This is a genomic window from Photobacterium damselae subsp. damselae (assembly GCF_038086725.1).
In the GTDB taxonomy this organism is placed as follows: domain Bacteria; phylum Pseudomonadota; class Gammaproteobacteria; order Enterobacterales; family Vibrionaceae; genus Photobacterium; species Photobacterium damselae.
This window is the reverse complement of record NZ_CP146970.1, coordinates 2,593,683-2,608,541: the sequence shown is the minus strand read 5'-3', so window position 1 is coordinate 2,608,541 and position 14,859 is coordinate 2,593,683. Positions and strand designations below refer to the sequence as shown.

9 protein-coding genes, 5 tRNA genes and 3 rRNA genes are annotated in these 14,859 nt (G+C 44.7%); 13 read left to right on the top strand and 4 right to left on the bottom strand.

All coding sequences use genetic code 11. The annotated features are described in order from the left end of the window. Positions 1 to 5: 5 nt before the first annotated feature. The 12 genes from WAX86_RS11750 (at position 6) to WAX86_RS11695 (ending at position 10,449) form a co-directional block, all read left to right on the top strand. Positions 6 to 836 carry an ATP-binding cassette domain-containing protein gene (locus WAX86_RS11750; protein WP_341488846.1) on the top strand — a complete coding sequence of 277 codons (831 nt, stop codon included), beginning with the start codon at positions 6 to 8 and terminating at the stop codon, positions 834 to 836. Positions 837 to 860: 24 nt separating this feature from the next. Continuing rightward, complete coding sequence (locus WAX86_RS11745) at positions 861 to 2,690, top strand: extracellular solute-binding protein (protein ID WP_341488845.1); 1,830 nt, start codon at positions 861 to 863, stop codon at positions 2,688 to 2,690. Between the two features lie 485 nt (positions 2,691 to 3,175). Then, positions 3,176 to 4,727: ribosomal RNA gene (locus WAX86_RS11740) — 16S ribosomal RNA — on the top strand. Positions 4,728 to 4,825: 98 nt separating this feature from the next. Continuing rightward, positions 4,826 to 4,901, top strand: a tRNA-Glu gene (locus WAX86_RS11735). A gap of 27 nt (positions 4,902 to 4,928) precedes the next feature. After that, positions 4,929 to 5,004: transfer RNA gene (locus WAX86_RS11730), tRNA-Val, on the top strand. 24 nt (positions 5,005 to 5,028) lie between these two features. Beyond that, positions 5,029 to 5,104: transfer RNA gene (locus WAX86_RS11725), tRNA-Ala, on the top strand. A 255-nt stretch (positions 5,105 to 5,359) separates the two neighbouring features. After that, positions 5,360 to 8,251, top strand: a 23S ribosomal RNA gene (locus WAX86_RS11720). 168 nt (positions 8,252 to 8,419) lie between these two features. Continuing rightward, positions 8,420 to 8,535 (top strand): 5S ribosomal RNA (rrf, locus tag WAX86_RS11715). The 16S, 23S and 5S rRNA genes sit together here with 5 tRNA genes alongside, the layout of an rRNA operon. A 42-nt stretch (positions 8,536 to 8,577) precedes the next feature. After that, a tRNA-Asp gene (locus WAX86_RS11710) sits at positions 8,578 to 8,654 on the top strand. A 35-nt stretch (positions 8,655 to 8,689) separates the two neighbouring features. Further along, positions 8,690 to 8,766 (top strand) — tRNA-Trp (locus tag WAX86_RS11705). 353 nt (positions 8,767 to 9,119) lie between these two features. Beyond that, positions 9,120 to 9,455 carry a DUF1904 domain-containing protein gene (locus WAX86_RS11700; protein ID WP_188007738.1) on the top strand — a complete coding sequence of 112 codons (336 nt, stop codon included), beginning with the start codon at positions 9,120 to 9,122 and terminating at the stop codon, positions 9,453 to 9,455. A gap of 130 nt (positions 9,456 to 9,585) precedes the next feature. Next, complete coding sequence (locus tag WAX86_RS11695) at positions 9,586 to 10,449, top strand: endonuclease/exonuclease/phosphatase family protein (protein WP_065171552.1); 864 nt, start codon at positions 9,586 to 9,588, stop codon at positions 10,447 to 10,449. On the opposite strand, the gene WAX86_RS11690 is transcribed toward WAX86_RS11695, so the two are convergent. The 3 genes from WAX86_RS11690 to gloB form a co-directional block, all read right to left on the bottom strand. After that, positions 10,446 to 11,138, bottom strand: coding sequence for a YIP1 family protein (locus tag WAX86_RS11690; protein WP_005297990.1), 693 nt, complete (start codon positions 11,136 to 11,138; stop codon positions 10,446 to 10,448). The two genes, WAX86_RS11695 and WAX86_RS11690, sit on opposite strands and share 4 nt — an antisense overlap. Before the next feature lie 15 nt (positions 11,139 to 11,153). Beyond that, complete coding sequence (locus WAX86_RS11685; protein ID WP_341488844.1) at positions 11,154 to 12,704, bottom strand: LysM peptidoglycan-binding domain-containing protein; 1,551 nt, start codon at positions 12,702 to 12,704, stop codon at positions 11,154 to 11,156. A 70-nt stretch (positions 12,705 to 12,774) separates the two neighbouring features. Next, positions 12,775 to 13,533 (bottom strand): hydroxyacylglutathione hydrolase, encoded by a 759-nt coding sequence (gene gloB, locus WAX86_RS11680; protein WP_005297992.1) that lies wholly within the window; start codon positions 13,531 to 13,533, stop codon positions 12,775 to 12,777. Positions 13,534 to 13,574: 41 nt separating this feature from the next. Here gloB and WAX86_RS11675 point away from each other — a divergent pair, with 41 nt between their 5' ends. Further along, a complete protein-coding gene (locus WAX86_RS11675) occupies positions 13,575 to 14,366 on the top strand; it encodes a methyltransferase domain-containing protein (protein ID WP_341488843.1) in 792 nt (263 codons plus the stop codon). On the opposite strand, the gene rnhA is transcribed toward WAX86_RS11675, so the two are convergent. Continuing rightward, on the bottom strand, positions 14,367 to 14,828 hold the full coding sequence (rnhA, locus tag WAX86_RS11670) for a ribonuclease HI (protein WP_044174711.1): 462 nt from the start codon (positions 14,826 to 14,828) through the stop codon (positions 14,367 to 14,369). Between the last annotated feature and the right edge of the window lie 31 nt (positions 14,829 to 14,859).

Here is a 14,859-nt window from a genome sequence, read left to right as displayed (position 1 = left end):
AAGGTATGAGTGAAGTATTACGAGCAACAGATCTTTGCCAATATTTTTACAGCGGAGGTGGTTTCTTTCGTAAAGGTGAGGAAATCAAAGCCGTTGATGGCGTGTCATTGATTGTTAATGCGGGAGAAACTTTGGGCTTAGTGGGTGAGTCTGGCTGTGGTAAAAGTACCTTAGGACGGGCTTTACTCAAACTATACCAGCCCAGTCGCGGTGAGATATTTTTCCAAGGTCAGAATATTACTCAGTTCAGTGTGAAAAAGATGCGCCCACTGCGAAAAGAGATGCAAATTGTGTTTCAAGACCCTATGGAGTCTCTAAACCCTCGCCATACCGTTGAAATGATTTTAGAAGAGCCGTTTATTATTCATAAGTTAGGAACCAAAGCGGAGCGGCAAATATGGGTTGATGAATTATTGGTTAAGGTTGGACTGCCCATTTCAGCAAAAGAACGATATCCCCACGAATTTTCAGGTGGACAAAGACAACGTATCGGTATTGCACGAGCCATTGCTTTGAAACCTAAATTACTTATTTGTGATGAATCTGTTTCAGCCTTAGATGTCTCGGTGCAAGCTCAGATCTTAAATTTACTGTTACAGCTACAGCAGGAGATGAATTTAGCCATGATCTTTATCTCCCATGATCTTTCTGTGGTTAAGCATATTTCCGACAGAGTTGCTGTGATGTATTTTGGCAAAATAGTGGAAACAGGCCCAGCTGAACAGGTATTCCTCCGACCCAAAGCCAGTTATACCAAACAGTTGTTAGCAGCCATTCCCGTTACTCATCCACGCGATCGCAAAAAAAGAAGATTGCAACGAGATCAAGTGGCGTAATTAAATAGATAACAAGGATGTTAGATGATGAAACCCATTGTAATGACGGTAGCTGCGCTAGGATGGTTAATGATAGCGCCAAGTTGGGCTACAACACTGCCTGATGATCTTAAATGGCAAACCAATTTAGATGAGCCACTTTTTGCCTCACCTGACGCTCAGTTTGGTGGAACATTTCGCACTTATATTGCGAGCTTTCCCCAAACGTTTCGAGTTGTTGGTCCTGATTCTAACGGTTCTTTTCGTGGCTGGTTAGTCGATTATCAACCCGCTTTAGTTGCTAAACATCCAAATACTGAAGCTTGGCTGCCAAATTTAGCCACCCACTGGGCATTAGCAGACGATCATAAAACGGTGTATTTTCGTTTGAACCCGGCAGCAAAATGGTCTGATGGAAAACCAGTTACTGCAGATGACTATCTTTTTATGCTGCAAATGATGCGTTCAAAAGACATTGTCGCGCCTTGGTATAATGAATATTACAGTAAGCAGATTGTCGATATTGTGAAATTTGATGATCACACTATTGCGGTTAAGCAAGCTGAGCCCAAAAATCCAGATGATCTTTTGTATTACAGTAACCTTCAGCCCAGACCTAAGCACTTTTATAAAGTAAAAACGGATAAAAACAGTGATGGAATCGATGATAATTATGTTCGACGTTATAACTTCAAACCAGAACCTGTCACAGGTCCTTATTATTTAGATAAAGTTAAGAAAGGGAAATCTGTCACTTTTCGGCACGTAGGGCAAGATTGGTGGGGGTATCAAAACCCATATTATAAGCACCGTTATAATGTTGAAAAAATTCGTTTAACGGTTATTCGTGATAATGATATTGCCCGTAAGCATTATGAAAAAGGCTCACTTGATGCGTTTAATCTGGTTATGCCGTCATTGTGGCACGATAAGTCGAATACTGAGCCGTATCAAAAAGGATATATAGAAAAATTCTGGGGCTATAACCAAACCTTACAAGGGGCTGGTGGTATTTGGATCAATACTCAAAAACCATTGTTGAACAATATTGATGTACGAAAAGGTCTTGGATACGCTACAGATTTTGATGGCATGATCGAAAAAGTGTTGCGAGGTGATTACGTACGTCAAGCCAATGGTATGGGAGTTGGACAGGGTGATTACACTAATAAAGATATTCAAGCACCTAAGTTTGATTTAACAAAAGCCAATGAATATTTTATTAAAGCAGGATTTGATCAGTTCGATGTGCAAGGTATTCGAATGAATAAGAAAGGTGAGCGCTTATCTTTTGCCATTACCTATGCTTATGCTGAGCACACACCACGTTTAGCTTATCTTAAAGAGCAGGCAAAACAGGCTGGGGTGGAATACACACTCAACTTAGTCGATGGCTCTTCTGCGTTTAAGTATGTATTAGAAAATAAGCATCAACTCTCTTTCCATACAATGGGGTCGAGCGAAATTCCTGCCTATTGGGAATATCTTCACAGTAGTAATGCCAATCAACCTCAAACCAATAATTTTACCAACTATGCATCCCGTGATATGGATTCCTTGATTATGGCCTATCGCAATGAATTTGATGTCAGCAAGAAAAAGGCTTTATCAAAAGAGATTCAACAAATAGTGGCAGATGAGGCGTTAATTATACCTGGCTATATGGTGCCTTATACCCGTGTTGGTTATTGGCGCTGGATGAAATATCCGACCCCTGCGATGACGAAGAAGACTGAACAACTGTTTAGTGTTGGGATGAACAGTGATTTGGGTACCTATTGGATTGATGAAAAGATAAAGAAAGAGACTCTAGCTGCAATAAAACAAAATAAGAGCTTTAAACCTAAAGTCATCGTGGATGAATCTTATAAGTAAAGCCTCATTTTATGGTCTTAGGTTATTTTAAGAGACGAGATGAAAAGCGTTGTTATCCATTAAAGCTTTTGAAAAGTAGCATGGGCTAAGAATAGATGCTTTCTAATCGGTATAAAAGGTGCAGCGTGGGCTGCACCTTTTCGTTTTTTAAGCATAAAAACTCAAGATGGATTAAAAAATAAGCATTCAAATCAAAAAAGAGAAAAAACTATAAAAATAGGCTTGCCAGTAAAAATTTAATCTCTATAATCCGCTCTCGTTGTCACGACAAAGCACTGAATTAAGAGCTGTTGTGATAATATTGTTCTTTAACAATTTGACCATGCAATCTGTGTGGGCACTCGTGAAATGATTTAGTCTAAAAGATTTAATCAATGAAACTGAGTGACCAAGTGATACGTAAGTATCAGCACAGTCAATTCATTCATCATTTATGATGAATTAACAGTATTCATTGAGCCGTATCGTTAGATACAACAAAACTTTAATTGAAGAGTTTGATCATGGCTCAGATTGAACGCTGGCGGCAGGCCTAACACATGCAAGTCGAGCGGCAGCGACTTAACTGAACCTTCGGGGAACGTTAAGGGCGGCGAGCGGCGGACGGGTGAGTAATGCCTGGGAATATGCCCTGATGTGGGGGATAACTATTGGAAACGATAGCTAATACCGCATAATCTCTTCGGAGCAAAGAGGGGGACCTTCGGGCCTCTCGCGTCAGGATTAGCCCAGGTGGGATTAGCTTGTTGGTGAGGTAATGGCTCACCAAGGCAACGATCCCTAGCTGGTCTGAGAGGATGATCAGCCACACTGGAACTGAGACACGGTCCAGACTCCTACGGGAGGCAGCAGTGGGGAATATTGCACAATGGGGGAAACCCTGATGCAGCCATGCCGCGTGTGTGAAGAAGGCCTTCGGGTTGTAAAGCACTTTCAGTAGGGAGGAAGGTAGTGTAGTTAACACCTGCATTATTTGACGTTACCTACAGAAGAAGCACCGGCTAACTCCGTGCCAGCAGCCGCGGTAATACGGAGGGTGCGAGCGTTAATCGGAATTACTGGGCGTAAAGCGCATGCAGGTGGCCTGTTAAGTCAGATGTGAAAGCCCGGGGCTTAACCTCGGAATTGCATTTGAAACTGGCAGGCTAGAGTCTTGTAGAGGGGGGTAGAATTTCAGGTGTAGCGGTGAAATGCGTAGAGATCTGAAGGAATACCAGTGGCGAAGGCGGCCCCCTGGACAAAGACTGACGCTCAGATGCGAAAGCGTGGGGAGCAAACAGGATTAGATACCCTGGTAGTCCACGCCGTAAACGATGTCTACTTGGAGGTTGTGGCCTTGAGCCGTGGCTTTCGGAGCTAACGCGTTAAGTAGACCGCCTGGGGAGTACGGTCGCAAGATTAAAACTCAAATGAATTGACGGGGGCCCGCACAAGCGGTGGAGCATGTGGTTTAATTCGATGCAACGCGAAGAACCTTACCTACTCTTGACATCCAGAGAAGCTTGAAGAGATTCGAGTGTGCCTTCGGGAACTCTGAGACAGGTGCTGCATGGCTGTCGTCAGCTCGTGTTGTGAAATGTTGGGTTAAGTCCCGCAACGAGCGCAACCCTTATCCTTGTTTGCCAGCACTTCGGGTGGGAACTCCAGGGAGACTGCCGGTGATAAACCGGAGGAAGGTGGGGACGACGTCAAGTCATCATGGCCCTTACGAGTAGGGCTACACACGTGCTACAATGGCATATACAGAGGGCAGCAAGACCGCGAGGTGGAGCGAATCCCAGAAAGTATGTCGTAGTCCGGATCGGAGTCTGCAACTCGACTCCGTGAAGTCGGAATCGCTAGTAATCGTGGATCAGAATGCCACGGTGAATACGTTCCCGGGCCTTGTACACACCGCCCGTCACACCATGGGAGTGGGCTGCACCAGAAGTAGATAGCTTAACCTTCGGGAGGGCGTTTACCACGGTGTGGTTCATGACTGGGGTGAAGTCGTAACAAGGTAGCCCTAGGGGAACCTGGGGCTGGATCACCTCCTTACAAAAAAGACTGCGCTTTGCGTAGTGTCCACACAGATTGCTTGGTTGAAATGTAAAAGAGCCACTTAGTGTTGCCCAACAACATTAAGTACGAACAGTGTCCCGTTCGTCTAGAGGCCTAGGACACCGCCCTTTCACGGCGGTAACAGGGGTTCGACTCCCCTACGGGACGCCACTTCTACCATAAAGAAGTAAAAGTTATGGGCGATTAGCTCAGTTGGGAGAGCACCTCCCTTACAAGGAGGGGGTCACTGGTTCGAGCCCGGTATCGCCCACCATTCTTTATTAAGAAGTTTTTCGATGGGGTTATAGCTCAGCTGGGAGAGCGCCTGCCTTGCACGCAGGAGGTCTGCGGTTCGATCCCGCATAGCTCCACCACTTCTTAAACACACTACCTAGTGTATTTAAGAAGTGGTTCGAAAGAAACACAATGCTCTTTAACAATCTGGAAAGCTGACTAGTAAATTCAATCGAATGATTGATTTATTTTAAGTTTTTATCGAAAGATAAAAACGAGTTCTCAAAACAAACACATTCAAGTGTCTTGTGTAAGAGTCCGGCGAAACAACGTCTATCACAACTCAGATAGACAACCTTGGTTGTTTGAACATACGAAACCTCTTGGGGTTGTATGGTTAAGTGACTAAGCGTACACGGTGGATGCCTGGGCAGTCAGAGGCGATGAAGGACGTACTAACTTGCGATAAGCGTAGATGAGGCAGTAAGAGCCACTTGAGTCTACGATTTCCGAATGGGGAAACCCAACTGCATAAGCAGTTATCTCAATGTGAATTCATAGCATTGTGAGGCGAACCGGGGGAACTGAAACATCTAAGTACCCCGAGGAAGAGAAATCAACCGAGATTCCGGCAGTAGCGGCGAGCGAAACCGGATTAGCCCTTAAGCTAATCTTGCGTTAGGTGAACATGCTGGAAAGCATGGCAATAAAGGGTGATAGCCCCGTAACCAACAACGCTTTATCAGTGAAATCGAGTAGGACGGGACACGTGTTATCCTGTCTGAATATGGGGGGACCATCCTCCAAGGCTAAATACTCCTGACTGACCGATAGTGAACCAGTACCGTGAGGGAAAGGCGAAAAGTACCCCTGTGAGGGGAGTGAAATAGAACCTGAAACCGTGTACGTACAAGCAGTAGGAGCAGGCTTGTCCTGTGACTGCGTACCTTTTGTATAATGGGTCAGCGACTTAATTTTAGTAGCAAGGTTAACCATCTAGGGGAGCCGTAGGGAAACCGAGTCTTAACTGGGCGTCATAGTTGCTAGGATTAGACCCGAAACCGAGTGATCTAGCCATGGGCAGGTTGAAGATTGAGTAACATCAATTGGAGGACCGAACCGACTAATGTTGAAAAATTAGCGGATGACTTGTGGCTAGGGGTGAAAGGCCAATCAAACTCGGAGATAGCTGGTTCTCCCCGAAAGCTATTTAGGTAGCGCCTCGGACGAATACTACTGGGGGTAGAGCACTGTTAAGGCTAGGGGGTCATCCCGACTTACCAACCCTTTGCAAACTCCGAATACCAGTAAGTACTATCCGGGAGACACACGGCGGGTGCTAACGTCCGTCGTGAAGAGGGAAACAACCCAGACCGCCAGCTAAGGTCCCAAAGTTATAGCTAAGTGGGAAACGATGTGGGAAGGCTCAGACAGCCAGGATGTTGGCTTAGAAGCAGCCATCATTTAAAGAAAGCGTAATAGCTCACTGGTCGAGTCGGCCTGCGCGGAAGATTTAACGGGGCTAAGCTATACACCGAAGCTGCGGCAATGTGCTTTGCACATTGGGTAGGGGAGCGTTCTGTAAGCCGTTGAAGGTGTGTTGTAAAGCATGCTGGAGGTATCAGAAGTGCGAATGCTGACATGAGTAACGACAAAGGGAGTGAAAAACTCCCTCGCCGGAAGACCAAGGGTTCCTGTCCAACGTTAATCGGGGCAGGGTGAGTCGACCCCTAAGGCGAGGCCGAAAGGCGTAGTCGATGGGAAACGGGTTAATATTCCCGTACTTCTTACTATTGCGATGGGGGGACGGAGAAGGCTAGGTGAGCCTGGCGACGGTTGTCCAGGTCCAAGTACGTAGGTGGATGAATTAGGCAAATCCGGTTCATCATTAACACTGAGATACGATGTCGAGCTACTACGGTAGCGAAGTCATTGATGCCATGCTTCCGGGAAAAGCCTCTAAGCTTCAGATAGTAAGAAATCGTACCCCAAACCGACACAGGTGGTCGGGTAGAGAATACCAAGGCGCTTGAGAGAACTCGGGTGAAGGAACTAGGCAAAATGGTACCGTAACTTCGGGAGAAGGTACGCTCTTAACGGTGAAGTCCCTCGCGGATGGAGCTGTCGAGAGTCGCAGATACCAGGTGGCTGCAACTGTTTATTAAAAACACAGCACTGTGCAAAATCGAAAGATGACGTATACGGTGTGACGCCTGCCCGGTGCCGGAAGGTTAATTGATGGGGTTAGACGTAAGTCGAAGCTCTTGATCGAAGCCCCGGTAAACGGCGGCCGTAACTATAACGGTCCTAAGGTAGCGAAATTCCTTGTCGGGTAAGTTCCGACCTGCACGAATGGCGTAATGATGGCCATGCTGTCTCCACCCGAGACTCAGTGAAATTGAAATCGCTGTGAAGATGCAGCGTACCCGCGGCTAGACGGAAAGACCCCGTGAACCTTTACTACAGCTTGGCACTGAACATTGACCCTACATGTGTAGGATAGGTGGGAGACTTTGAAACGCAGACGCCAGTTTGCGTGGAGTCGTCCTTGAAATACCACCCTTGTAGTGTTGATGTTCTAACTTAGCCCCATCATCTGGGGTGAGGACAGTGCCTGGTGGGTAGTTTGACTGGGGCGGTCTCCTCCCAAAGAGTAACGGAGGAGCACGAAGGTGGGCTAATCACGGTCGGACATCGTGAGGTTAGTGCAATGGCATAAGCCCGCTTAACTGCGAGAATGACGGTTCGAGCAGGTGCGAAAGCAGGTCATAGTGATCCGGTGGTTCTGTATGGAAGGGCCATCGCTCAACGGATAAAAGGTACTCCGGGGATAACAGGCTGATACCGCCCAAGAGTTCATATCGACGGCGGTGTTTGGCACCTCGATGTCGGCTCATCACATCCTGGGGCTGAAGTCGGTCCCAAGGGTATGGCTGTTCGCCATTTAAAGTGGTACGCGAGCTGGGTTTAGAACGTCGTGAGACAGTTCGGTCCCTATCTGCCGTGGGCGTTGGATGATTGAGAGGGGCTGCTCCTAGTACGAGAGGACCGGAGTGGACGAACCTCTGGTGTTCGGGTTGTGTCGCCAGACGCATTGCCCGGTAGCTAAGTTCGGAATCGATAACCGCTGAAAGCATCTAAGCGGGAAGCGAGCCTCAAGATGAGTCATCCCTGATACTATAAGTATCCTAAAGGGTTGTTGGAGACTACGACGTAGATAGGCAGGGTGTGTAAGCGCTGTGAGGCGTTGAGCTAACCTGTACTAATTGCCCGTGAGGCTTAACCATACAACACCCAAGGGGTTTTATCGGACTCCACAAACACTTGAATGTAAGTTTGAGAGCGCGAGAATCGAGTTATCGAGTTATCGAGTATCGCGATAGTCAGTTTTTAAGATTGTAACGTTAGGAGTCTCGTATCGAGAAATCTCGACACTCGTAACGAAAAAGAATTTGCTTGGCGACCTTAGCGCTGTGGTCCCACCTGAATCCATGCCGAACTCAGAAGTGAAACGCAGCAGCGCCGATGGTAGTGTGGGGTCTCCCCATGTGAGAGTAGGACATCGCCAAGCGCCCAATTTAAACTATCGTACTGAACATACGGTAGTTTGAGTGGAGCGGTAGTTCAGTTGGTTAGAATACCGGCCTGTCACGCCGGGGGTCGCGGGTTCGAGTCCCGTCCGCTCCGCCACTTATTTGAGAGTCGTCTCATTAAATACGAACAACAGGGGTGTAGCTCCAATTGGCAGAGCAGCGGATTCCAAATCCGCGTGTTGGGAGTTCGAATCTCTCCACCCCTGCCATCTTTAAAAAGGCTCATATCGAAAGATATGGGCCTTTTTGCTATAGGTGTAAAAATCATCTTAATACTTGTCATTAAAAATAGCATTATGCAGATAATGATTACTGCAGATGTGCTGTTTAATCTTAACTTTCTTTTCGTAACTGACTCTTACTTATCAAATTTGCTCTAGTTTGGTAATTGCTTATCACTTTCTCTTTTAGTTTTTATCGATGCCCTTTTTACCTCTATTTTGATGGTGATGGTATGTAAATACTGAATCATTTCTGACAATTGATGAATAAAATACTGCACCTAAACAGGGAACAGTGGTATGGTAGTTAGGTTAAATATTCAGAAATTATAGGAGTTAATATGCCTCACCTTCGTTTTCGCGCCATTGACTTTGATACAGTAAAAGCGCTTTCTACTGAGCTTGTTGATGAGTTGCAACCATTAATGGACTGCCCTCGCGAAGACTTTACTCTAGAGCATATTCCAGCTTCTTTTATCTTTGATGGAGACGTTTCTGAAGCTTATCCATTTGTTGAGGTGTTTTGGTTTCATCGAGGTCAAGAGATCCAAGATAGCGTAGCTAAAGTAATCACAGCAGCAGTACGTAAAGCCATGGACGCGCCAGAGCAAGACGTAGCGGTTATATTTACAGCCCTAACGCCTGCCGCTTATTACGATAATGGTGAACATTATTAATTGATAAGTACCAGAGTTTAAAATTTAAAACTGGGAATGAGATACTGTTTCAAACTGTGGAATAGTATGAAGTGTTATGGACAGCCGATTCTAAGAATGGGCTGTTTTTGTTTAAGGGTATAAATAATATATGGCTCGTTATGCAAAGGTTGTTGCAGGGATCAGCGTGGTTGCTGGTGCTCTGGGCTTTACCGCATTTAATTCCACTTTTGATGTAGCTCCAGAACCTGAAGTGACCAACGAAATCATCGCTCCTAAGTTTTCTTACCACTGTATGGAAGCTCATGGTGTTCAGCCTCTGGATCATGATGGGCAATTGACCGTGTCAGTATGGAATATTTATAAGCAGCAGCGACCAAACTGGCAGCAAGCACTGGATAATATTTCTCAACATAGTGAATTGGTGCTATTACAAGAAGCAACATTAAAGCCTGAGTTAAAACAGTATCTACAAGACAAGCCATGGAAAGTTCGAATGGCTAACGCTTTCCGATTTTTAGATACACCAGCAGGCGTTATGAACTTGTCTAAAGTTGAGGCAATGAAGACTTGTGCTTATCTGGCAATGGAACCTTGGCTACGTTTGCCTAAATCTGCATTATTGTCACAATTTGCGCTGTCTAATGGTCAGACTCTTGCCGTAGTGAACCTACACGGGGTTAACTTTGCAATGGGGCTAGAAGAGTATAAGGCGCAGTTTAAAAGCTTAGCTTCGGCCTTACAAAAGCATGTTGGGCCTGTTATTTTGGCGGGTGACTTTAATACTTGGCGTAAAGGCCGAATGGATGTGGTAAAGCAATTTGCTCATCAATTAGGGCTAAAAGAAGTCCAATTTAGACAAGATCAGAGAATTAAAGTTTTTGGTAAACCGTTAGACCACCTATTCTATCGTGGGCTTGTTTTAGAAACAGCAGAGGCACCCAAAACTGATGCCTCTGATCATAATCCAATTATTGCAACGTTTCGCCTAAGAAGCGCTGCAACAACACATTAACGGCTAACTAAAATCATAATTGGCCAAATAATAATGGTCATAACCCAAGGTAACAGCGCTACAATCACTGCTTTGGCTCGGTCATAGTCGGTCCAAGCGGTGATTGCAGCATAGGTGAGTGCAATGTACCAAGGGGTTAAGAGTGGTATTGTGGTGGCAAATGGTGACCATGGGCTGTTTAGTGGTAACTTAAGTAAACCATTTAAACTGTTTAGATCTGCAGCATTTGGTAGGATATTGTGAGTATTGAATAGAATATTCACATAACTTGCGATATCACCTAAAAATGCTGGCAGCATGATAAAACATGATGCTGCTAACCACTTACCGTATCCATGTGAGTAGGTGCTTGCTTTTGTTGAAAAGTACAACCATAACGCTAACAAAAAAATCATCGCGGTTCGGCCTAGCACATCACTAAACACTTCTCCTGCTAATAAAACTTCTTTTGTCATCCAAGCTTGTTGAATTTCATGGTCAACATTACTGAGTTGGGCTGCCAGCGATTGTTGTAGCCATGGCATATCAACATGGTCAAAATAGCCGCCCCATAAAATAAATGGGCCAAAAATAATGATCAAATAAGCAAAAAATGCCCATTTAGGTCGCTCATAAACTGCAGCAAAACAGTCGATAGGAGAGCGAAATAAATCCAATACAGCAATTAATGGATTTTTAGATGGCGTCATGGTGATACTTTTCCCTTAAGCTTTTGTACGTAACTTTAACGTCTGTCCAGGTTTAATGTAGTGGCGTTTACTGATGTTATTCCATTTCATAAGTTCTGAAACGCTGACATCGTGGCGCTGAGCAATAACACTTAAACTGTCCCCAGAACGCACTTTGTATTGTGTCCAACGCACACTGCTCTGTTTCGTAGAGGTGTTAGATACAGAGTGTTTTACCGTTAATTTCTGACCGATACGCAGTGTTGAATTTGCGCTTAAGTTATTCCAACGGCGCAAGTTCGCTACATTTGTATTGTATTTCTTCGCAATATTCCACAGTGACTCACCAGATTTCACGGTATGAGTTTGTGAAGATATATGAGAAGGCGAAACCTTGGGCTTAGAGACTAAACTGGCACCTTTAACGCCGATAGAGAGGTGCTGTCCAATGCGCAATTGAGTCGATTTTAAGTTGTTAGCCCGCTGAATGTCTTTAACCGTGGTGTTGTATTTAACTGCAAGGGCGCCAAGAGTATCTCCGCTTCGAACTGTATGGCGAACAGTGCGTAAGTTTTCACGTTTATTATTGGCTAATGCAACCTTAAAGCTTTTCACTTTATTGATTGGCAATAATAGGTGATATGGACCATTCGGCGCTGTTGCCCACTTATGATATGCCGGGTTGAGATCTTTGAGTTCCTGCGTTGAAATTCCAGCAAAACGTGCAGCTACGGCCAGATCCATTTGAACACCAGGATTGATCTCTTGCAGTACAGGTTTATTGGCTACCGCAGGAATACGAATACCGTACTTTTGTGGATCGCGAAGGATATCTACAACTGCATACAGTTTTGGTACATAAGCACTGGTTTCATCTGGTAGGTCAAGATTCCAATAATCGGTCGATTTACCTAGGCGCTTATTTTTGTCTATGGCATTAAATACCCGGCCTTCACCTGTATTGTAAGCTGCAAGAGCGTATTGCCAGTTACCAAACTTGTTATGAAGATACTCTAATAAGTTTAGAGCCGCTTGAGTTGATTTTACGATATCACGACGCCCGTCATACCATGAGTTAATGGTTAACCCAAAGCGGCGACCTGTATCGGGAATAATCTGCCATAGCCCTGCTGCGGCACTTGATGAATAAGCGTATTGGTCAAACGAACTTTCAACAATAGGAAGAAGCGCAAGTTCCAATGGCATATTGCGTTTTTCGACTTCTTGTGTGATGTAATACAAGAAAGGCTTAGAACGCTCTGCAATAATTTGTAAGTTACGAGGATGCTTTAAGTACCAATTACGGTAGTAACGAATGCGTTTATTCTCTGGGATAGGAGTGTCGATTTGCATTGCAATGCGATCCCACAAATCTTGCTGTTGTTGTGGTGATAGCTGAGATTTTGTTTGCTTTGGCACTTGATGTGGTTGTGTTTCAAGTACTGAAGAAGGAGAAGTCGGTACTGTTGCTACCGGCTTCTCAATAATTATGGTCTTTTTTGTCGTTGTGCTTGGGGCATTAACTTGTTGCGTGCTTTGGCAACCAGCCAGTAATAGCGCACTCGCTAATAAAATTCGCGATTTCATAAGGTCTGTCTTTAGCCAAAATAGCTGCTGATAATACTTGCCCAACCACAGTTGTTACAAGTGACCTAGGTCAAAAATCGTCTTTCCAGCTTCTTAGAGCGGTAAAAGTTGCAAGATCTGAGCTATCTGTTGCTTTATCTGCCACCGCTTTTTTAATACTTGGCTGATCACATCGTAAAAATGGATTAACCAATTTCTCTTTACCCAGCGTAGATGGAAGGGTGCTTTCGCCATTAGCACGTAAGCGATTAACTTCTTCTCGGTAACGTTGAAGATGAGGATTATCTTGTTCTGCAACTAAGGCAAAAGCGATGTTGCCTGCGGTATATTCGTGGGCACAATAAATTTCGGTTTCATCGGGCAGAGCAGCAATTTTTTGTAAAGAGGCGTACATCTCTTCTGGTGTGCCTTCAAATATACGTCCACAACCTGCAGAAAATAATGTATCACCACAAAACAGTTTTTCGTCACCAACATAAGCGACATGGCCATGAGTATGACCTGGTACCGCTAACACCATAAAACGTTCACCAAAGATATCGACCTGATCGCCATCTTCAACCGATTGGGTGAGGCCAGGAATGGGATCGTTTTGAGGGCCGACAACATTAATTGATGGATAACGACGTTTTAGCTCGCTAATACCGCCACAATGATCATTATGGTGATGAGTGATTAGGATGGCATCTAAAGTGAGTTGTTGTTTTTCGATAGCCTCGATAACAGGTTTGGCATCCCCTGGATCAATAACGATGCAATGTTTCTCTGGACTTTGAAGTAGCCAGATGTAATTGTCCTTAAATGCGGGTATGCTTTGAACCGTTAGCATATTGTTGTCTCCAGCCTAGGTTAGGTGTTGAGCATTGACTTATGAAACCAGCACGTACATTAGAACATATCGAGCCACCACATTCTTGGTCTGATGTGACCAATGGGACATGGGTAGCTGAATTGCTTCAGACTCGACTTGATGAGTGGAGTCCCAAGCTTTTTGGTTATCATATGTTAAAGCTGGGTGGCTTAAGTGGTGAAGTTTCTAGCCAGCATTGTAGCATTCAACATCAAGTATGTATTGATAAATGCAGTGATTATCGAACGCTCGTGGCTGACTATTTCCAGTTGCCATTTATTGAAAAGTCGTTTGATGCCTGTATTTTGCTGCATCAGCTAGACTATTGCACCGATCCACATCGATTATTACGAGAAATTGACAGAGTGATGGTCGATGATGGTTATTTAATCTTAAGTGGTAGTAACCCATTAAGTTTGCTTGGCTTTCAAGGTTTATTACCATGGAATCGAAAGAAGAACCCATGGTTAGGACGGATGTTTTTACCCTCGAGGGTGCAAGATTGGTTGGCTTTGCTCAATTATGAAGTCATCTATCATGATGATTTTGCTATCTTGCCTTCTGCTCGACATAGTGCGTGTGCTGCATGGCTTGAAAATATGATTGCTGAACCATTAAATGCGTTCAGTAGTTTTTATTTTATGGTAGCCCGAAAGCGGACATGTCCATTGAAGCCGATTAAACCGACCTGGAAATTACGTCGTCACTTGGCACCAATTGGGGTGAATTGTCGAACCCAAGTAAAAGAAATGACGAATGAATTATTACCTCAATCGTCACTTTCATCTGATTCTAAAAAAGCATCAAGCTAGCTATTCTTGATAACCAATATCATCTTGAGTGGGTGCTTCGGCAGCGGTGCGTGCTAACTCATCACAGCGCTCATTTTCAGGGTGTCCAGCGTGCCCTTTAACCCAATGCCAACTTACTTGATGGCGTTGGGTTTCTGTATCTAAGCGCTTCCATAAGTCGGCATTTTTAACAGGCTTTTTATCTGCGGTTTTCCAGCCCCGTTTTTTCCAATTATGGATCCATTGGGTAATACCCTGACGAACATATTGGCTATCGGTGGTAAGATCCACCTGACAAGATTGTTTTAAACTTGCCAAACCTTCGATAGCTGCCAATAACTCCATCCGGTTATTCGTGGTACGATAGAAGCCTGCGCTGAGTTCTTTTTCGTGTTGTTTATAGCGTAATACCGCGCCATAGCCACCTGGACCTGGATTCCCTAAGCAAGAACCATCGGTGAAAATTTCTACCTGTTTCATCATATTTGGTAGTATTAACCTTTAATTAACTGTT